Source organism: Pseudomonas sp. R3-52-08, assembly GCF_003851745.1.
Lineage (GTDB): Bacteria > Pseudomonadota > Gammaproteobacteria > Pseudomonadales > Pseudomonadaceae > Aquipseudomonas.
The window spans coordinates 3,911,009-3,928,030 of record NZ_CP027730.1 but is presented as its reverse complement, the minus strand read 5'-3'; the positions used below and the strand labels follow the sequence as shown (position 1 = coordinate 3,928,030).

Below are 17,022 nucleotides of genomic sequence, written 5' to 3'. Positions count from 1 at the left end.
TCATGCTCGGATCGATAAAATAAGCTATTGATTTAAAACAATTTAATTGGAGTTTTCAGTCTGAGCTGATGCGACGCCGTCCGGCTTTCCGAACGGAAGGCGCCTCGCTGTTCGGTTGTCCGAAAGCCAGCTCGGGTTGGCGCAGGTTATGTATGAGATCGTCGTTGCGCCTGTCGTTTCAACTAACGGGAAAAAGGGCAGGGTGGGTTCAGGATGAAAGGTGAACGGCTGCCGTTGACAAATCTCGACAAGGTTCTCATAGTTCTGACAACGCAAACGTTTGCGAGATGTTTCTTCGGCGCGAGCGTTGCTCACAATAATCATAAGATCGGAGTACACCCATGAAGCTGCCATTTGCAGGACGTCTTCTCGCTGTCGCTGTGCTTGCCGCCGCATCCGCTGCCCTGCCTCTCTCTTCTGCTTTCGCTGACGACGCCGCCGCCAAACCCAAGGTTGGCCTGGTGATGAAGTCCCTTGCCAACGAATTTTTCGTGACCATGCAAGAGGGCGCCAAGGAGTACCAGAAAGACCACGCCGCCGATTTCGACATGATCACCAACGGCATCAAGAACGAAACCGACACCAGCGCGCAGATCGATATCGTCAACCAGATGATTCTGGCCAAGGTCAACGCCATCGTCATTGCACCCGCCGACTCCAAAGCGCTGGTCACCGTGCTGAAGAAAGCCTCGGATGCCGGCATCAAGGTGGTTAACATCGACAACCGTCTGGACCCGGACGTGCTGAAAAGCAAAAAGCTCGATATTCCCTTCGTCGGCCCGGACAACCGCAAAGGCTCCAAGCTGGTGGGTGACTACCTGGCCAAGCAACTGGCCGCAGGCGACAAGGTCGGTATCATCGAAGGCGTACCGACCACCACCAACGCCCAGCAGCGCACCGCAGGCTTCAAGGATGCGATGGATGCCGCCGGCATGAAGATCGTCTCCACCCAATCCGGTAACTGGGAAATCGACCAGGGCCAGAAAGTCGCATCGGCGATGCTGAGCGAATACCCGGACCTCAAGGCACTGCTGGCCGGTAACGACAACATGGCCCTGGGCGCGGTCTCCGCCGTACGTGCGGCAGGCAAGGCCGGTAAAGTGCTGGTGGTGGGCTATGACAACATCGAAGCCATCAAGCCGATGCTGCAGGACGGTCGCGTGCTCGCAACCGCCGACCAGGCCGCTGCCCAGCAAGCCGTGTTCGGCATCCAGAATGCACTCAAGCTGGTCAAGGGTGAGAAGGTCGACGCCACCGACGGTGTGATCGAAACCCCAGTCGAACTCGTCCTCAAGAAGTAATCCCGGCAGTAGCCAACAGCGCCCGCTCGTCCTGAGCGGGCGCCTGGAGATTTTCTTATGTCATCTTCCGCCCCGAACGCTGTCCTCTCGGTCAGCGGTATCGGTAAGACCTATGCCCAACCGGTTCTGTCCGACATCACGCTCACGCTCAATCGCGGTGAAGTGCTGGCGTTGACCGGTGAAAACGGCGCAGGCAAAAGCACCTTGTCGAAGATCATCGGCGGATTGGTCACGCCAACCACCGGGAACATGCAGTTTAATGGCCAGGCCTATCACCCCGCCAGCCGCACCCAGGCCGAAGCGCTGGGTGTGCGCATGGTCATGCAGGAACTCAACCTGCTGCCAACGCTGACGGTGGCTGAAAACCTGTTCCTGCATAACCTGCCCAGCCGTGGTGGCTGGATCAGCCGCAAACAGCTGCGCAAAGCCGCGACCGAAGCCATGGCCCAGGTTGGCCTGGACGCCATCGACCCGGACACGCTGGTCGGCAGCCTGGGCATTGGCCATCAACAAATGGTCGAGATTGCCCGCAACCTGATCGGCGACTGCCACGTACTGATTCTCGACGAACCTACGGCGATGCTCACTGCCCGTGAAGTCGAGATGCTGTTCGAACAAATCACTCGCCTGCAGGCCCGAGGCGTGGCGATTATTTATATTTCGCACCGGCTGGAAGAGTTGGCCCGTGTGGCCCAGCGCATTGCGGTATTGCGCGATGGCAAGCTGGTGTGTGTCGAGCCGATGGCCAATTACAACAGCGAACAATTGGTGACGCTGATGGTGGGGCGCGAGTTGGGCGAGCATATCGACCTGGGCCCGCGCACCATCGGCGGACCGGCCCTGACGGTCACAGGCCTGACGCGCTCGGACAAGGTCCGTGACGTGTCGTTCCAGGTGCGCGCCGGTGAGATCTACGGTATTTCCGGCCTGATCGGCGCCGGTCGTACCGAGTTGCTGCGCCTGATTTTCGGCGCCGACCCGGCCGACAGCGGCACCGTGGCGCTGGGGCCGCAGGCCAATGTAGTGAGCATTCGCTCCCCGGTCGATGCGGTCGGTCATGGCATTGCCCTGATCACCGAAGACCGCAAGGGTGAAGGCCTGCTGCTGACCCAGTCGATCAGCGCCAACATCGCCCTGGGCAACATGCCGGAAATCTCCGCTGGGGGGCTGGTGAACAGCCGCGATGAAACCGCCCTGGCCAAGCGCCAGATCGACGCCATGCGTATCCGCAGTTCCAGCCCGGCGCAGTTGGTTTGCGAACTGTCGGGCGGTAACCAGCAGAAGGTGGTGATTGGCCGCTGGCTGGAGCGTGATTGTTCGGTGATGCTGTTCGATGAGCCCACCCGAGGTATCGACGTGGGTGCCAAGTTCGACATTTACGCCTTGCTCGGCGAGTTGACGCGCCAGGGCAAAGCGCTGGTCGTGGTCTCCAGTGACCTGCGCGAGCTGATGCTGATCTGTGACCGCATCGGCGTATTGTCCGCCGGGCGCCTGATCGAGACTTTCGAGCGCGACAGTTGGACCCAGGACGAATTGCTCGCCGCCGCTTTTGCCGGCTATCAGAAACGTGATGCGCTGCTCAACGATGCAGCGCCTAGGAATACCCCATGAAAACAACCACTTCCCCCGGTAAGACTGGCGGCAACTTCTACGGCTTGGGTACCTACCTGGGGCTGGCAGGTGCGTTGCTGGCAATGATTGCGCTGTTCTCGGTACTCAGCGATCACTTCCTGTCCTACGACACATTCAGCACTCTGGCCAACCAGATTCCAGACCTGATGGTACTGGCGGTGGGCATGACCTTCATCCTGATCATCGGTGGCATCGACCTGTCGGTGGGCTCGGTACTGGCGTTGGCGGCGTCGGCGGTCAGCGTGGCGATTCTGAGCTGGGGCTGGAGCGTATTGCCGGCCGCCGTGCTGGGCATGGGCTGCGCCGCATTGGCCGGCACACTCACCGGCTCCATCACCGTGGCCTGGCGGATCCCTTCCTTTATCGTGTCCCTCGGCGTGCTGGAGATGGCCCGGGGCGTGGCCTACCAGATGACCGGCTCGCGCACCGCTTATATCGGTGACTCGTTTGCCTGGCTGTCCAACCCGATTGCGTTCGGGATCTCGCCGTCGTTCATCATTGCGTTGCTGGTGATCATCGCCGCCCAGTTGGTGCTGACCCGCACCGTGTTTGGTCGCTACCTGATCGGTATCGGTACCAACGAAGAAGCGGTGCGCCTGGCCGGTATCAACCCCAAGCCCTACAAGATCCTGGTGTTCAGCCTGATGGGCCTGCTGGCCGGCGTGGCCGCGCTGTTCCAGATCTCGCGCCTGGAAGCGGCGGATCCGAATGCCGGCTCGGGCCTGGAACTGCAAGTGATCGCTGCTGTGGTGATCGGCGGTACCAGCCTGATGGGCGGGCGCGGTTCGGTCATCAGTACCTTTTTTGGTGTGCTGATTATTTCGGTATTGGCTGCGGGCCTGGCGCAGATCGGCGCGACAGAACCGACCAAACGCATCATTACCGGTGCGGTGATCGTGATCGCCGTGGTCCTTGATACTTACCGCAGCCAGCGCGCCAGTCGGCGGGGCTGAACCATGGCAACGATCAAGGATGTGGCAGCGCTGGCGGGGATTTCCTACACCACGGTGTCCCATGTGGTGAACAAGACGCGCCCGGTCAGCGAGCCGGTGCGCATCAAGGTCGAGGCGGCGATCAAGCAGTTGGACTACGTGCCAAGTGCGGTCGCGCGCTCACTCAAGGCCAAGACCACGGCGACGATCGGGCTGCTGGTGCCCAACAGCCTCAACCCGTATTTCGCCGAACTGGCCCGGGGCATTGAGGACTACTGCGAGCGCAACGGCTACTGCGTGATCCTCTGCAACTCCGACGACAACGCCGAAAAGCAGCGCAGCTATTTGCGCGTGTTGCTGGAGAAACGCGTCGATGGCTTGATCGTGACCTCGGTGGGCGGCGATGACAGTGGCCTCGCCGCTGGCTTGAGTGCGGTGCGCACGCCCATGGTGATAGTCGACCGGGCGCTGGACGGTATCGACGTCGACCTGGTGCGTATCGACCATGAAGAGGGGGCTTACCTGGCGACCCGGCACTTGCTTGAATTGGGCCATCGCGACATCGCCTGTATCGCCGGCCCGGCCCATACTCGCGTGGCGCAAATGCGTCTGGCAGGGTATCGGCGTGCGCTGCGCGAAGCCGGGGTCGAAATAGCGGCTGAGCGCATTCGGGAAAGTGATTTCACCAGCACCGGCGGCTATGCCGCCGCTGTGCAATTGCTTGCGCAGCAACCCCCCAGTGCGATATTTGCCTGCAACGACATGATCGGTTTCGGCGTGCTGCGCGCTGCGGCAGAGCAGAATATCCGCGTGCCGGGCGAGCTGTCGGTGATTGGTTTCGATGACATTCAAATGGGCCGGTATGTTTATCCGGCGCTGACCACGGTCGGGCAGTCGATCCTGCAACTGGGCGAGACGGCGGCTGAATTATTATTGCGACGTATAGCGACACCCCAACGCCCGATCGATCAACGTATCGTGACGCCGAGTATTGTCTTGCGTGAGTCGACGGCGCCGTTGGCCGGTGTGTTCGCCCAATACCGCTGAACCGAATTGATGAGTACTGATGTATGCCAGCAAAAGTAGTGGTAGTAGGCAGCTTGAACATGGACCTGGTCACCCGCGCCAGTCGCTTGCCGCGTGCCGGTGAAACACTGATCGGCCAGACATTTTCCACCGTACCCGGTGGCAAGGGCGCCAACCAGGCCGTAGCCTTGGCGCGCCTGGGCGCAGATGTGGCAATGATCGGTTGCGTCGGCACTGACGCCTACGGCGGCCAACTGCGTGATGCACTGGTGGTCGAAGGTATCGATTGTCAGGCCGTCAGCACCGTCGAAGGCTCCAGCGGTGTCGCACTGATCGTGGTGGATGACAGCAGCCAGAACGCGATTGTGATTGTGGCGGGCAGTAACGGTCAGTTGACGCCCGACTCGATGACGGCCTGCGACGCGGTGTTGCAGGCCGCCGACGTGATCATCTGCCAGCTTGAAGTACCGATGGAAACCGTCGGGCATACGCTCAAGCGCGGCCGCGAGCTGGGCAAGACGGTGATCCTCAACCCGGCGCCCGCCAGTGGGCCCTTGCCGGCCGCGTGGTATGCCTCGATTGACTACCTGATCCCCAACGAAAGTGAAGCCAGCGCCTTGAGCGGCGTGACGGTTGATTCGCTCGACAGCGCCAAGCTCGCGGCTACCGCGCTGATCAAGGCTGGCGCCGCTAAAGTCATCATCACCCTTGGCGCCCAGGGTGCACTGTTTGCCGATGGCAACAGCTTCGAACACTTGGTCGCGCCCAAGGTCACGGCGGTGGACACCACGGCTGCCGGCGATACATTCGTAGGTGGTTTTGCTGCGGCATTGGCCGCAGGCAAGAGCGAAGCCGAGGCGATCCGGTTTGGCCAGGTCGCGGCAGCGTTGTCGGTGACCCGTGCCGGCGCCCAACCTTCTATTCCTACCCTGCACGACGTACAAGGTTTTGTGCCCTCATGAAAAAGACCCCTCTGCTCAATATCGCCCTGTCGCGCGTGATCGCGTCACTGGGGCACGGCGACATCCTGGTCATCGGTGATGCCGGCCTGCCGGTACCACCTGGCGTCGAGTTGATCGACCTGGCGCTGACCCAGGGCATCCCGGATTTCATCAGCACCCTGCGCGTTGTGCTCAGCGAAATGCAGGTGGAAAGCCACGTACTGGCTGAAGAAATCCTGCTCAAGCAGCCGCCGGCGCTGACCGAGCTCAATGCGTTGACCGCACAGGCCGCGCTGGGCGAACGACGCCTGCTCAGCCATGACGCGTTCAAGCAACTGAGTGGCAAGGCGCGCGCCGTGGTGCGCACCGGCGAATGTCAACCGTACTGCAATATCGCGCTGGTCTCCGGCGTAACCTTCTAGAGTCCCCCTACGACAAGGAGTGTTTTATGCAACGTGGTCTTCCATCCGTGAAAAACCTGTTTCGGAGTGTTCTGCTTTTGTCCGCACTTACCGCTGCAAGCGCCCAGGCGGCAGAAAAAATCGACCTGATCATCGATACCGACCCAGGTGCCGATGACGTTGTTGCCTTGCTGTTCGCCATGGCGTCGCCGGAAGAGCTGAGCATCCGCGCGCTGACGACCGTGGCCGGCAACGTGCGCCTGGACAAAACCTCGCGCAATGCACGCCTGGCGCGCGAGTGGGCAGGGCGCGAGGACATCCCGGTATACGCGGGAGCTCCGGCACCGCTGCTGCGCAAGCCGATCTATGCCGAGAATATCCATGGCAAGGAAGGGATTTCCGGTGTGACCGTGCACGAGCCGAAACAAGGCCTGGCGGACGGCAACGCCGTGGATTACCTGATCAAGACCCTGACGGCCGCCAAGCCCCACAGCATCACTATTGCCATGCTCGGCCCGCAGACCAACTTGGCCCTGGCATTAACCCAGGCACCAGAAATCACCCAGGGCATCAAGGAAGTGGTGGTGATGGGCGGTGCGCACTTCAATGGCGGCAATATCACGCCGGTGGCCGAGTTCAACCTGTTCGCTGACCCGGTGGCCGCTGAGATCGTGCTTAAAAGCGGCGTGAAGTTGATCTACCTGCCGTTGGACGTGACCCATAAGGTGCTGACCAGCGAGGCTCGCCTGAAGAAAATTGCCGACCTGAACAACAACGCAAGCAAGGTTGTGAGCAATATTCTTAACGAATACGTCAAAGGCGATATGGAGCACTACGGCATTCCTGGCGGGCCGGTGCATGACGCCACGGTGGTCGCCTACCTGCTCAAGCCGTCGCTGTTCAGCGGTCGCCAGGTCAATGTGGTTGTCGACAGTCGGGAAGGCCCGACCTTCGGCCAAACCATTGTCGATTGGTACGATGGGCTGAAGCAGGACAAGAATGCATTCTGGGTCGAAAACGGCGACGCCCAGGGCTTCTTCGATCTGCTGACCGAGCGCCTGGCGCGTTTGAAGTAACCCCCTTACCGGTCGGCGTTCGCCGGCCGGTTCTTATTCGCGCTCGGGTGCGCCCATGTGGTCGGCCGGGTATTTCTCGAATACCTGGCTGATGAATGCTTGCGCGCCCTTGGTGCCGAGCTCCTTGACCAGCAGGTCGATACCGATGATAGCCAATTCCTCCGGACTCCCGGGGCTGTAGGAGCTTTGCCCTTGGGGCCATTTGGCTTTGATATCGGCTTGGAGCGTTACGGTGGTCATGGGAAATCTCGCGGGCTGTAGGTACTGGGCAATGCGCTGGCGGTTGGCTGCAGCGGGCGCAGTTAACCATTTTGCGCGCAAGTTGGCACTCCTACTTAGGCATGAGGAAGGGGGTGTGCGACACTGTCCGCCTGTTTATTGGCCGGGAAACACTGCGTGCAGATCGATTTGAATAACCCCGAGAGTCTTACGCTGGTCGCTGTGCGCCAACTGCTGGCCAGCGCCAGTGACGATGAGCACACCCAACTGCGGGTCAGCAAGGCGGGTATTGCCTACATTTCTTCAGGCGTGGTCGGGGGCGCTGATATAGGTGGTTTGCTGTTTCGCCTGGAGACCTGGGCAAAGGGTTCCGGTTATGTGGGTAACGTGGCCGCGAACGACGAAGTCTGGGTGATGCAGATTTTCAACGCGCTCAAGCAGAATTGGCCAACGCCGTCATCTGACTACATTGATATCTACTGAGCATGTTCATATCTAGTCACGATTGACGGGGCGCTTGCCGTGCGTGACTCAGGCAGACTTGGGCGTCAGGCGTTAACGTCTTGAAACCAATCGGCTCACTCGCTGTCGCACGATCTCTGTCCATTTTTAATCATAGGAGGCTTCATGCCTTGGAAGCTCGCATCATTCGGTACTTTGTTGGCAGCGCTCGCGTTGGCGGGTTGCAGCACCCCGGGTGCCTCTGAGCCAGGCAAAGATGCCACCGTGACCGATGCTGGTCATAGCCGCTGTGAGTCGAAGGCTGCCGAGTTCACGATCGGCCAGAAAGCCTCGCCTCAACTGCTGGAGCAGGCACGTACCCGTGCCGGTGCGCAGAACGCACGTATCCTCAAACCCAACGACATGATCACGCTGGAGTATCGCTCCGACCGCCTGAACCTGAACACCGACGATAACCTGGTGATTACGCGAGTCAATTGCGGCTGATAGCCTCTGGCTTTTGCAGCATCCATAAAAAACCCCGTCACATGGACGGGGTTTTTTTAGCTCAGCGGAGAATTACTCGCCGCGAACTTGTGCAGCTTGCATACCCTTTTGGCCTTTCTCAGCCACGAAGGAAACGGTTTGGCCTTCTTTCAGGCTTTTGAAACCGTCGCTTTCGATAGCTTTGAAGTGTACGAACAGGTCGTCACCGCCACCTTGAGGAGTGATGAAGCCGAAGCCTTTTTCATCGTTGAACCATTTAACGGTGCCGGTTTGGCGATTAGACATGGTGTATCTCCAAGAAACATATATTTTCAGTAGTGCTGTGCTGCTCAGGCCAACTGGGCACACAGGGCTATCATAGTCGAAATGTTCGGCTTGGGAGCCCCCCCAAGGCATTGTTTGCTAATCAATCGCGTTGCGTTGCGTGCCTGTTTTGGCTGAAAGCCCCGTTCTACGGGGCTTTGGAGCGAAATATCAGCTGTTAAAAAAAGCCGTAAAAGCTACGTAATTTGTGAGAAACAGCCGTTTTCAGGCTGTTTTTCTGGCAAAAAAGACGCCCGATCAGTGAGCGTTCTTACTTTTTCTTGACCACTTTGCAGGACGAAATAGCCGCAACCGCTTTGTTTTTAAGCTCTGGGCTGGCGTTCTGGTTGGTCATCAATTCTTTGATTTCCGCAGTGCTCAATTCGGCGTTGATCTTGTCGGCGCCACATTCGCAATGGGCTTTGGCAGTTTTGACGTCCACGTTCTGGCTGGCCGCAGCGCTGCAGTCTTTGACGAAGGCGTCACGGGCGCCTTCCGGCCAGTTCGATGGTGCTGCGGCTTGCGCGCCAAACGAAAGGAATGCCAGCGAAGCGGCGAGGGCGAGTGTCGAGGTAAAACGCATCATGGGATGCTCCTTTGGGTCGAGGACGAACGGCGATTCTCGGGGTGTTTGAGGCGTGGCGTACAGCTCAAGTTCACTTTTGCGACCATAAGGCATCGAATTTACTTCTACCGCAGGTCGTGTCGGCGCGATGACCGTTCATCTGTGCTAGCATCCTGGGCTTGGCTTTTTCCAGGTGCGCCATTTGCCGCCTTGCCAGGTTATTTTTTTTAATCCAGTCACTCTGGTTCGATTATCGGTTGGCCGAAAGGCTCCTGCCGCTGTAAGGCAGGCGTTCAGCATTGAGCGGCCTGGTGTTGGATCTTGTACTGGCTCATCCCAACCCACGTGACCTTTGGTAGGGGTCACCACTAGGAGAGGAGGCGCCATGCCAACTATTACTCTACCCGACGGCAGTCAACGTTCGTTCGATCATTCGGTTTCCGTAGCTGAGGTCGCCGCATCCATTGGTGCTGGCCTGGCCAAGGCCACCGTGGCCGGCAAGGTCGACGGCAGGCTGGTTGACGCCAGCGACCTGATCACCGCCGATGCCAGCCTGCAGATCATCACGCCCAAGGATCAGGAGGGGCTGGAGATCATTCGCCACTCTTGCGCGCACCTGATCGGCCACGCGGTCAAGCAGCTGTATCCCACCGCGAAAATGGTGATCGGCCCGGTCATCGACGAAGGTTTCTATTACGACATCGCCTATGAGCGTCCTTTTACACCGGACGACCTGGCGGCGATCGAGCAGCGCATGCACGCGCTGATCGAAAAAGATTACGACGTCATCAAGAAAGTCACCCCGCGTGCCGAAGTGATCGATGTGTTCACCGCCCGTGGCGAAGACTACAAGCTGCGCCTGGTGGAAGACATGCCGGACGAGCAGGCCATGGGCCTGTACTACCACGAAGAATACGTCGACATGTGCCGTGGCCCGCACGTGCCGAACACGCGCTTTCTCAAGTCGTTCAAGCTGACCAAATTGTCCGGCGCCTACTGGCGCGGCGACGCGAAGAACGAGCAGCTGCAACGGATCTACGGCACCGCCTGGGCCGACAAGAAGCAGCTGGCCGCCTATATCCAGCGTATCGAAGAAGCCGAGAAACGCGACCATCGCAAGATCGGCAAGCGCCTGAACCTGTTCCATCTCCAGGAAGAAGCGCCGGGCATGGTGTTCTGGCATCCGAACGGCTGGACGCTCTACCAGGTGCTCGAGCAGTACATGCGCAAGGTTCAGCGTGAAAACGGTTACCTCGAGATCAAGACCCCGCAGGTGGTTGATCGCAGTCTGTGGGAGAAATCCGGGCACTGGGCCAACTACGCCGACAATATGTTCACCACCCAGTCGGAAAACCGCGACTACGCCATCAAGCCGATGAACTGCCCATGCCACGTGCAGGTGTTCAACCAGGGCCTGAAGAGCTACCGCGAGTTGCCGATGCGCCTGGCCGAATTCGGTGCCTGCCACCGCAACGAGCCATCGGGTGCGCTGCACGGCATCATGCGTGTGCGTGGCTTCACCCAGGATGACGCCCATATCTTCTGCACCGAAGAGCAGATGCAGGCCGAGTCCGCCGCGTTCATCAAGTTGACCATGGACGTTTACCGCGATTTCGGTTTCACCGAGGTCGAGATGAAACTGTCCACTCGTCCGGAAAAGCGCGTCGGCTCCGACGAACTCTGGGATCGCGCCGAAGCTGCACTGGCCGCCGCACTCGACAGCGCGGGCCTTGCGTACGACCTGCAGCCGGGAGAGGGCGCGTTCTACGGTCCCAAAATCGAGTTCTCGCTGAAAGATTGCCTTGGCCGCGTCTGGCAGTGTGGTACCCTGCAGCTCGATTTTAACCTGCCGATCCGTCTGGGAGCCGAATACGTCTCCGAAGACAACAGCCGTAAACACCCGGTTATGCTGCACCGGGCGATCCTCGGCTCGTTCGAACGGTTCGTCGGGATCCTGATCGAGCACTACGAGGGTGCATTCCCGGCGTGGCTGGCTCCGACTCAGGCAGTGATCATGAATATCACTGATAAACAGGCAGATTTTGCCGCTGAAGTTGAAAAAACACTCAACGAAAGCGGATTTCGTGCCAAGTCCGACTTGAGAAATGAAAAGATCGGCTTTAAAATCCGCGAGCATACTTTGCTCAAGGTTCCCTATCTTTTGGTTATCGGAGATCGGGAAGTCGAGATGCAGACTGTCGCTGTGCGTACTCGTGAAGGTGCTGACCTGGGCTCGATGCCCGTCGCCCAGTTCGCTGAGTTCCTCGCGCAAGCGGTTTCCCGGCGTGGTCGCCCAGATTCGGAGTAATTATTATTAAGCGTGAAATGAGACAAGATAAACGAGCTGCACCGAAAGCCCCGATCAACGAGAATATCTCGGCACGCGAGGTTCGGTTAATTGGCGCTGATGGCGAGCAGATTGGCATCGTCTCGATTGATGAAGCGCTTCGTATTGCAGAAGAGTCCAAGCTGGACCTGGTGGAAATTTCCGCCGATGCAATCCCACCCGTTTGCCGGGTGATGGACTACGGCAAGTCGATCTTCGAGAAGAAGAAACAGGTTGCCGCAGCGAAGAAGAACCAGAAGCAGATTCAAGTAAAAGAAATCAAGTTTCGTCCAGGGACGGAGGAAGGGGATTACCAGGTAAAACTGCGCAACCTGGTACGTTTCCTGAGTGATGGGGACAGGGCCAAGGTATCCTTGCGATTCCGCGGCCGTGAGATGGCCCACCAGGAGCTGGGGATGGAACTCCTCAAGCGGGTTGAAGCTGACCTGCTCGAGTACGGTTCGGTCGAACAGCATCCTAAGATGGAAGGACGCCAGCTGATCATGGTCATCGCCCCGAAAAAGAAGAAGTAATCAACAGGGCACGGCAGGCCTTCTGATTATGTTTATCAACTGAATGCGGAGTATCCGAACATGCCAAAGATGAAGACTAAAAGTGGTGCTGCTAAGCGGTTTCTGAAAACTGCTAACGGTATCAAGCACAAGCACGCTTTCAAGAGCCACATCCTGACCAAAATGTCGACCAAGCGTAAGCGTCAACTGCGCGGTAGCAGCTTGCTGCATCCGTCTGACGTGGCAAAAGTCGAGCGCATGCTGCGCCTTCGTTAATTTTGGATCAAGAATAGAGGAAGTAACTCATGGCTCGTGTAAAGCGTGGCGTCATTGCCCGTAAGCGTCACAAAAAAATTCTGAAACTTGCTAAAGGCTACTACGGCGCGCGTTCACGCGTATTCCGTGTTGCCAAACAAGCGGTAATCAAGGCAGGCCAATACGCCTACCGTGACCGTCGTCAGAAAAAACGTCAGTTCCGCGCCCTGTGGATCGCTCGTATCAATGCTGGTGCACGTGTTAACGGTCTGTCCTACAGCCGTTTCATCGCTGGCCTGAAAAAAGCGTCCATCGAAATCGACCGTAAGGTTCTGGCTGAACTGGCCGTGAACGAAAAAGCGGTGTTTGCTGCGATTGTCGAGAAAGCTAAAGCCTCTTTGGCTTAAGTACCCCCGACAGTCACCCTGGGTTACTCCTGTAGCCCAAGGTGGTAAACGTCATAAATAGGGGAAGAGCCTTCAAGCTCTTCCCCTATTTTGTATCTGGAGTCTGTACATGGAAAACCTGGACGCGCTCGTCGCTCAAGCTCTTGAGGCTGTGCAAAGCGCTGAAGATATCAATGCCCTGGAGCAAATCCGGGTTCACTACCTTGGTAAAAAGGGTGAATTGACTCAGGTGATGAAGACCCTGGGGAATTTGCCGGCTGAAGAGCGCCCGCAGGTCGGTGCGCTGATCAACGTTGCCAAGGAGCGCGTCACCGAGGTTCTCAATGCGCGCAAGGCGTCGCTCGAGGAGGCCGATCTTGCGGCCAAGCTCGCCGCCGAGTCCATTGACGTGACCTTGCCTGGCCGTGGCCAGGCCTCGGGCGGTTTGCACCCGATCACCCGGACTCTGGAACGTATCGAACAGTTCTTCACCCACATTGGCTACGGCATTGCCGAAGGCCCTGAGGTCGAAGACGACTATCACAACTTCGAGGCGCTCAACATCCCAGGCCATCACCCGGCCCGGTCGATGCACGACACCTTTTATTTCAACGCGAACATGTTGCTGCGCACCCATACCTCGCCGGTACAGGTCCGCACCATGGAAGCGAACAAGCCGCCGATCCGCATCGTCTGCCCAGGCCGTGTGTACCGTAGCGACTCTGATATTACCCACTCGCCGATGTTCCACCAGGTCGAAGGCCTGCTGGTTGATCGCGATATCAATTTCGCCGACCTCAAAGGCACCATCGAAGAGTTCCTTCGGGTGTTCTTCGAGAAAGAGCTGGCGGTGCGTTTCCGTCCGTCCTTCTTCCCGTTCACCGAGCCGTCCGCTGAAGTCGATATGGAATGCGTGATGTGCAGCGGTAAAGGCTGTCGCGTGTGCAAGCAGACTGGCTGGCTGGAAGTGATGGGCTGCGGCATGGTCCACCCCAATGTGCTGCGCATGTCCGGGATCGATCCGGAAGAGTTTTCGGGCTTTGCCTTCGGCATGGGCGTTGAGCGTCTGGCCATGCTGCGTTACGGCGTGAACGACTTGCGTCTGTTCTTCGACAACGACTTGCGGTTCCTCGCGCAATTTCGCTAGTCGTAACGAATCTTTAGGAGAGCAGGATGAAATTCAGTGAACAATGGCTGCGTGGCTGGGTAAGCCCGCAGGTAGATCGCGACGAGCTGGTTGCTCGTCTGTCGATGGCCGGTCTTGAGGTCGATAGCGTTACCCCGGCCGCCGGTGTATTCAGCGGCGTGGTAGTGGGCGAGGTGCTGAGCACCGAGCAACACCCGGATGCCGACAAATTGCGGGTGTGCCAGGTCAGCAATGGCGCCGAAACCTTCCAGGTCGTGTGCGGAGCGCCCAATGTGCGCCCGGGCCTGAAGATTCCGTTCGCCATGATCGGTGCCGAACTGCCGGGCGATTTCAAGATCAAGAAGGCCAAGCTGCGCGGCGTCGAGTCCAACGGCATGCTGTGCTCCCAGGCCGAGCTGCAGGTAGGCGAGGGTAACGACGGCTTGATGGAACTGCCGGTCGACGCGCCAGTGGGCCAGGACATCCGTGTTTACCTGGAGCTGGAAGACGCCAGCATCGAGGTCGACCTGACCCCAAACCGTGGCGACTGCCTGTCCCTGGCCGGTCTGGCCCGTGAAGTGGGCGCGCTGTACAACGTGCCTGTTACGCGCCCGGTGGTTGCCAGCGTGCCTGCCGTGCACGACGACGTGCGCTCGATTGAAGTGCTGGCGCCAAACGCCTGCCCACGTTACCTGGGGCGCGTGATCCGTAACGTCGACCTGTCCAGGCCGACTCCGCTGTGGATGGTCGAACGCCTGCGCCGCGCTGACGTACGCAGCATCGATGCAGCCGTCGATATCACCAACTACGTGATGTTGGAGCTAGGCCAGCCGCTGCACGCGTTTGACCTCGCCGAAATCAATGGCGGCATCCGCGTGCGTATGGCAGAAGAAGGCGAGAAGCTGGTACTGCTCGACGGCCAGGAAGTCAGCCTGCGCGCCGACACGCTGGTCATCGCCGACCATTCCCGTGCCTTGGCGATTGCCGGCGTGATGGGTGGAGAGCATAGCGGCGTATCTGCGACCACTCGCGACGTATTCCTTGAAAGCGCGTTCTTCGACCAGATCGCCATCGCCGGCAAGGCTCGTTCATACGGCCTGCACACCGACGCGTCGCACCGCTACGAGCGTGGCGTGGACTGGAAGCTGGCCCGTGAAGCCATGGAGCGCGCCACTGGCCTGCTGCTGGAAATCACCGGTGGCGAAGCCGGCCCGATCACCGAGACTGTCAGCGAACAATACCTGCCGTCCGTTGCGCCAATCACGCTGCGCGCCAAAAGCGTTGAGCAAATGCTCGGCCTGGTGATCGAGCCAGCCGAGATCGAGCAACTGCTATCGGCCCTTGGTCTCGCCATCTCCGCGGGTGGGGAAGGGCAGTGGCACGTTGAAGTGCCAAGCCATCGCTTCGATATCAGCTTGGAAGTTGACCTGATCGAAGAACTGGCCCGCCTGTACGGCTACAACCGTCTGCCGGTTCGTTACCCGCAAGCGCGTCTGGCCCCGCAGCCGAAAGCTGAAGCCCGTGCGCATCTGCCTGAACTGCGTCGCCTGCTGGTTGCGCGTGGTTATCAGGAAGCAGTGACTTACAGCTTCATCGATCCAAAGCAGTTCGAGCTGTTCAACCCAGGTGTTGAGCCGCTGTTACTGGCCAACCCCATTTCCAACGACATGGCGGCCATGCGTTCGTCGCTGTGGCCAGGGTTGATCAAGGCGTTGTCCCACAACCTGAACCGTCAGCAAGATCGCGTGCGCATGTTCGAAAGCGGCCTGCGCTTTGTCGGTCAGCTCGATGGCTTGAAGCAAGAGCCGATGCTGGCGGGTGTGGTCTGCGGTAGCCGCCTGCCGGAAGGCTGGGCACAAGGCCGTGATGCCGTGGACTTCTTTGACGTCAAGGCTGACGTGGAAGCAGTGCTGGGCTTCGCCGGTGCGCTGGACGCCTTCACGTTCCTGCCAGGCAAACACCCTGCGTTGCACCCAGGCCAGACGGCGCGTATCGAGCGCGAAGGTCGTTTGGTCGGATTTGTCGGTGCCATTCACCCGGAGCTGTCGAAAACCCTGGGCCTGGACCGTCCAGTCTTCGTTTTTGAGCTGGTCCTGGCTGAAGTTGCGTCGGGCAAAATGCCCAAATTCAGCGAGCTTTCGCGCTTCCCTGAAGTACGCCGCGACTTGGCCCTGATCGCCGACCGTGAAGTCGCCGCCACGGCTGTTCTGGATGTAATCCGAGAAAATGCAGGGGAGTGGCTGACAGACCTCAGGCTATTTGACGTCTATCAGGGTAAAGGCATTGATCCGCATAGAAAAAGCCTTGCGGTTGGCTTGACCTGGCAGCATCCATCGCGCACTCTTAATGACGATGAGGTGAATACCACGACACAAAATATCCTCACCTCGCTCGAACAAAGGTTGAACGCCACGTTAAGGAAGTGACGTATGGGGGCTTTGACGAAAGCTGAGATGGCGGAACGTCTGTACGAAGAGTTGGGTCTGAACAAGCGCGAGGCCAAGGAATTGGTCGAGCTGTTTTTTGAAGAGATCAGGCACGCTCTGGAAGACAACGAACAGGTCAAATTGTCCGGTTTCGGCAATTTTGACCTGCGGGACAAACGCCAGCGGCCTGGCCGCAATCCAAAAACGGGAGAAGAAATCCCGATCACGGCTCGCCGTGTGGTCACCTTTCGTCCAGGGCAGAAGTTGAAGGCCCGAGTTGAGGCTTATGCTGGAACCAAGTCATAACGACGAACTACCCGTCATCCCGGGCAAACGCTACTTCACCATCGGTGAAGTCAGCGAGCTGTGTGCGGTAAAACCGCACGTGCTGCGCTACTGGGAGCAGGAGTTTCCTCAACTCAACCCCGTCAAACGCACTGGGAACCGCCGGTATTATCAGCGCCAGGATGTGCTGATGATCCGGCAGATCCGCGCGTTGCTGTACGACCAGGGGTTCACCATCAGCGGCGCACGCCAGCGCATGTCCGGTGATGAAGCCAAAGACGACACCACCCAATACAAGCAAATGATCCGCCAGATGATCTCCGAACTCGAAGATGTGCTGGTGGTGCTGAAAAAGTGATTCA

Annotated in this window: 20 protein-coding genes; 17 read left to right on the top strand and 3 right to left on the bottom strand. The window is 58.8% G+C overall.

The genetic code is table 11. The features are described 5' to 3' along the window. Positions 1-341 precede the first annotated feature (341 nt). Genes C4J91_RS18035 through C4J91_RS18005 form a run of 7 tightly spaced genes read left to right on the top strand, consistent with a single transcriptional unit; the run spans position 342 to position 7,309 of the window. Positions 342-1,301, top strand: coding sequence for a sugar ABC transporter substrate-binding protein (locus C4J91_RS18035; protein WP_124363579.1), 960 nt, complete (start codon positions 342-344; stop codon positions 1,299-1,301). Between the two features lie 57 nt (positions 1,302-1,358). Beyond that, the gene (locus tag C4J91_RS18030) at positions 1,359-2,912 is read left to right on the top strand and encodes a sugar ABC transporter ATP-binding protein (protein ID WP_124363578.1); all 1,554 of its coding nucleotides are present in this window, start codon (positions 1,359-1,361) and stop codon (positions 2,910-2,912) included. Then, positions 2,909-3,886 carry an ABC transporter permease gene (locus tag C4J91_RS18025; RefSeq protein WP_003174987.1) on the top strand — a complete coding sequence of 326 codons (978 nt, stop codon included), beginning with the start codon at positions 2,909-2,911 and terminating at the stop codon, positions 3,884-3,886. The genes C4J91_RS18030 and C4J91_RS18025 overlap by 4 nt, the downstream gene beginning before the upstream one ends. Before the next feature lie 3 nt (positions 3,887-3,889). Further along, entirely contained in the window at positions 3,890-4,912 is a 1,023-nt protein-coding gene (locus tag C4J91_RS18020) for a LacI family DNA-binding transcriptional regulator (RefSeq protein ID WP_124363577.1), read from the top strand. A 23-nt stretch (positions 4,913-4,935) separates the two neighbouring features. Then, the gene (gene rbsK / locus C4J91_RS18015; RefSeq protein WP_124363576.1) at positions 4,936-5,853 is read left to right on the top strand and encodes a ribokinase; all 918 of its coding nucleotides are present in this window, start codon (positions 4,936-4,938) and stop codon (positions 5,851-5,853) included. Continuing rightward, complete coding sequence (rbsD, locus tag C4J91_RS18010; protein WP_124363575.1) at positions 5,850-6,254, top strand: D-ribose pyranase; 405 nt, start codon at positions 5,850-5,852, stop codon at positions 6,252-6,254. Before rbsK ends, rbsD begins: the two co-directional genes overlap by 4 nt. Before the next feature lie 26 nt (positions 6,255-6,280). Then, complete coding sequence (locus C4J91_RS18005) at positions 6,281-7,309, top strand: nucleoside hydrolase (RefSeq protein ID WP_124363574.1); 1,029 nt, start codon at positions 6,281-6,283, stop codon at positions 7,307-7,309. Positions 7,310-7,342: 33 nt separating this feature from the next. Here C4J91_RS18005 and C4J91_RS18000 read toward each other — a convergent pair whose 3' ends face one another. Then, positions 7,343-7,549: a hypothetical protein gene (locus C4J91_RS18000; RefSeq protein ID WP_124363573.1), complete on the bottom strand. Its 207-nt coding sequence runs from the start codon at positions 7,547-7,549 to the stop codon at positions 7,343-7,345. A 156-nt stretch (positions 7,550-7,705) separates the two neighbouring features. Between C4J91_RS18000 and C4J91_RS17995 the strand changes: the two genes are divergently transcribed. Then, positions 7,706-8,011 (top strand): hypothetical protein, encoded by a 306-nt coding sequence (locus tag C4J91_RS17995; protein ID WP_124363572.1) that lies wholly within the window; start codon positions 7,706-7,708, stop codon positions 8,009-8,011. 144 nt (positions 8,012-8,155) lie between these two features. Then, positions 8,156-8,476: an I78 family peptidase inhibitor gene (locus tag C4J91_RS17990; RefSeq protein ID WP_124363571.1), complete on the top strand. Its 321-nt coding sequence runs from the start codon at positions 8,156-8,158 to the stop codon at positions 8,474-8,476. Positions 8,477-8,548: 72 nt separating this feature from the next. On the opposite strand, the gene C4J91_RS17985 is transcribed toward C4J91_RS17990, so the two are convergent. Together C4J91_RS17985 and C4J91_RS17980 are read right to left on the bottom strand one after the other, a co-directional pair. Next, complete coding sequence (locus C4J91_RS17985) at positions 8,549-8,761, bottom strand: cold-shock protein (RefSeq protein ID WP_003234260.1); 213 nt, start codon at positions 8,759-8,761, stop codon at positions 8,549-8,551. Between the two features lie 289 nt (positions 8,762-9,050). After that, positions 9,051-9,365 (bottom strand): hypothetical protein, encoded by a 315-nt coding sequence (locus tag C4J91_RS17980; protein WP_124363570.1) that lies wholly within the window; start codon positions 9,363-9,365, stop codon positions 9,051-9,053. 364 nt (positions 9,366-9,729) lie between these two features. Here C4J91_RS17980 and thrS point away from each other — a divergent pair, with 364 nt between their 5' ends. The 8 genes from thrS to C4J91_RS17940 all read left to right on the top strand — a co-directional run bounded on the left by thrS (position 9,730) and on the right by C4J91_RS17940 (position 17,018). Then, positions 9,730-11,652, top strand: coding sequence for a threonine--tRNA ligase (thrS, locus tag C4J91_RS17975; RefSeq protein ID WP_124363569.1), 1,923 nt, complete (start codon positions 9,730-9,732; stop codon positions 11,650-11,652). Continuing rightward, positions 11,652-12,203: a translation initiation factor IF-3 gene (gene infC / locus C4J91_RS17970; protein ID WP_015884933.1), complete on the top strand. Its 552-nt coding sequence runs from the start codon at positions 11,652-11,654 to the stop codon at positions 12,201-12,203. The genes thrS and infC overlap by 1 nt, the downstream gene beginning before the upstream one ends. A 60-nt stretch (positions 12,204-12,263) precedes the next feature. Beyond that, complete coding sequence (gene rpmI, locus C4J91_RS17965) at positions 12,264-12,458, top strand: 50S ribosomal protein L35 (RefSeq protein ID WP_002553160.1); 195 nt, start codon at positions 12,264-12,266, stop codon at positions 12,456-12,458. A gap of 29 nt (positions 12,459-12,487) precedes the next feature. Further along, positions 12,488-12,844: a 50S ribosomal protein L20 gene (gene rplT, locus C4J91_RS17960; protein ID WP_005789679.1), complete on the top strand. Its 357-nt coding sequence runs from the start codon at positions 12,488-12,490 to the stop codon at positions 12,842-12,844. Positions 12,845-12,953: 109 nt separating this feature from the next. Next, positions 12,954-13,970, top strand: a complete 1,017-nt coding sequence (gene pheS, locus C4J91_RS17955) for a phenylalanine--tRNA ligase subunit alpha (RefSeq protein WP_034099107.1) — start codon at positions 12,954-12,956, stop codon at positions 13,968-13,970. A gap of 26 nt (positions 13,971-13,996) precedes the next feature. Then, complete coding sequence (pheT, locus tag C4J91_RS17950) at positions 13,997-16,375, top strand: phenylalanine--tRNA ligase subunit beta (RefSeq protein ID WP_124363568.1); 2,379 nt, start codon at positions 13,997-13,999, stop codon at positions 16,373-16,375. 3 nt (positions 16,376-16,378) lie between these two features. After that, the gene (gene ihfA, locus C4J91_RS17945; RefSeq protein ID WP_002553164.1) at positions 16,379-16,681 is read left to right on the top strand and encodes an integration host factor subunit alpha; all 303 of its coding nucleotides are present in this window, start codon (positions 16,379-16,381) and stop codon (positions 16,679-16,681) included. Continuing rightward, a complete protein-coding gene (locus C4J91_RS17940) occupies positions 16,662-17,018 on the top strand; it encodes a MerR family transcriptional regulator (RefSeq protein WP_003219935.1) in 357 nt (118 codons plus the stop codon). Before ihfA ends, C4J91_RS17940 begins: the two co-directional genes overlap by 20 nt. The last annotated feature ends 4 nt before the right edge of the window (positions 17,019-17,022 follow it).

Excerpts from the sequence above, each read along its gene's own strand:
- C4J91_RS18030 (WP_124363578.1), top strand. The coding sequence starts at position 1,359 with ATGTCATCTTCCGCCCCGAACGCTGTCCTCTCGGTCAGCGGTATCGGT.
- rbsK (WP_124363576.1), top strand. The coding sequence starts at position 4,936 with ATGCCAGCAAAAGTAGTGGTAGTAGGCAGCTTGAACATGGACCTGGTC.
- C4J91_RS17980 (WP_124363570.1), bottom strand. The coding sequence starts at position 9,365 with ATGATGCGTTTTACCTCGACACTCGCCCTCGCCGCTTCGCTGGCATTC.
- pheT (WP_124363568.1), top strand. The coding sequence starts at position 13,997 with ATGAAATTCAGTGAACAATGGCTGCGTGGCTGGGTAAGCCCGCAGGTA.
- C4J91_RS18020 (WP_124363577.1), top strand. The coding sequence starts at position 3,890 with ATGGCAACGATCAAGGATGTGGCAGCGCTGGCGGGGATTTCCTACACC.
- pheS (WP_034099107.1), top strand. The coding sequence starts at position 12,954 with ATGGAAAACCTGGACGCGCTCGTCGCTCAAGCTCTTGAGGCTGTGCAA.
- ihfA (WP_002553164.1), top strand. The coding sequence starts at position 16,379 with ATGGGGGCTTTGACGAAAGCTGAGATGGCGGAACGTCTGTACGAAGAG.
- C4J91_RS18005 (WP_124363574.1), top strand. The coding sequence starts at position 6,281 with ATGCAACGTGGTCTTCCATCCGTGAAAAACCTGTTTCGGAGTGTTCTG.
- C4J91_RS17940 (WP_003219935.1), top strand. The coding sequence starts at position 16,662 with ATGCTGGAACCAAGTCATAACGACGAACTACCCGTCATCCCGGGCAAA.
- rbsD (WP_124363575.1), top strand. The coding sequence starts at position 5,850 with ATGAAAAAGACCCCTCTGCTCAATATCGCCCTGTCGCGCGTGATCGCG.
- rplT (WP_005789679.1), top strand. The coding sequence starts at position 12,488 with ATGGCTCGTGTAAAGCGTGGCGTCATTGCCCGTAAGCGTCACAAAAAA.
- rpmI (WP_002553160.1), top strand. The coding sequence starts at position 12,264 with ATGCCAAAGATGAAGACTAAAAGTGGTGCTGCTAAGCGGTTTCTGAAA.
- thrS (WP_124363569.1), top strand. The coding sequence starts at position 9,730 with ATGCCAACTATTACTCTACCCGACGGCAGTCAACGTTCGTTCGATCAT.
- C4J91_RS18035 (WP_124363579.1), top strand. The coding sequence starts at position 342 with ATGAAGCTGCCATTTGCAGGACGTCTTCTCGCTGTCGCTGTGCTTGCC.
- C4J91_RS17985 (WP_003234260.1), bottom strand. The coding sequence starts at position 8,761 with ATGTCTAATCGCCAAACCGGCACCGTTAAATGGTTCAACGATGAAAAA.
- C4J91_RS18025 (WP_003174987.1), top strand. The coding sequence starts at position 2,909 with ATGAAAACAACCACTTCCCCCGGTAAGACTGGCGGCAACTTCTACGGC.
- C4J91_RS17990 (WP_124363571.1), top strand. The coding sequence starts at position 8,156 with ATGCCTTGGAAGCTCGCATCATTCGGTACTTTGTTGGCAGCGCTCGCG.
- C4J91_RS18000 (WP_124363573.1), bottom strand. The coding sequence starts at position 7,549 with ATGACCACCGTAACGCTCCAAGCCGATATCAAAGCCAAATGGCCCCAA.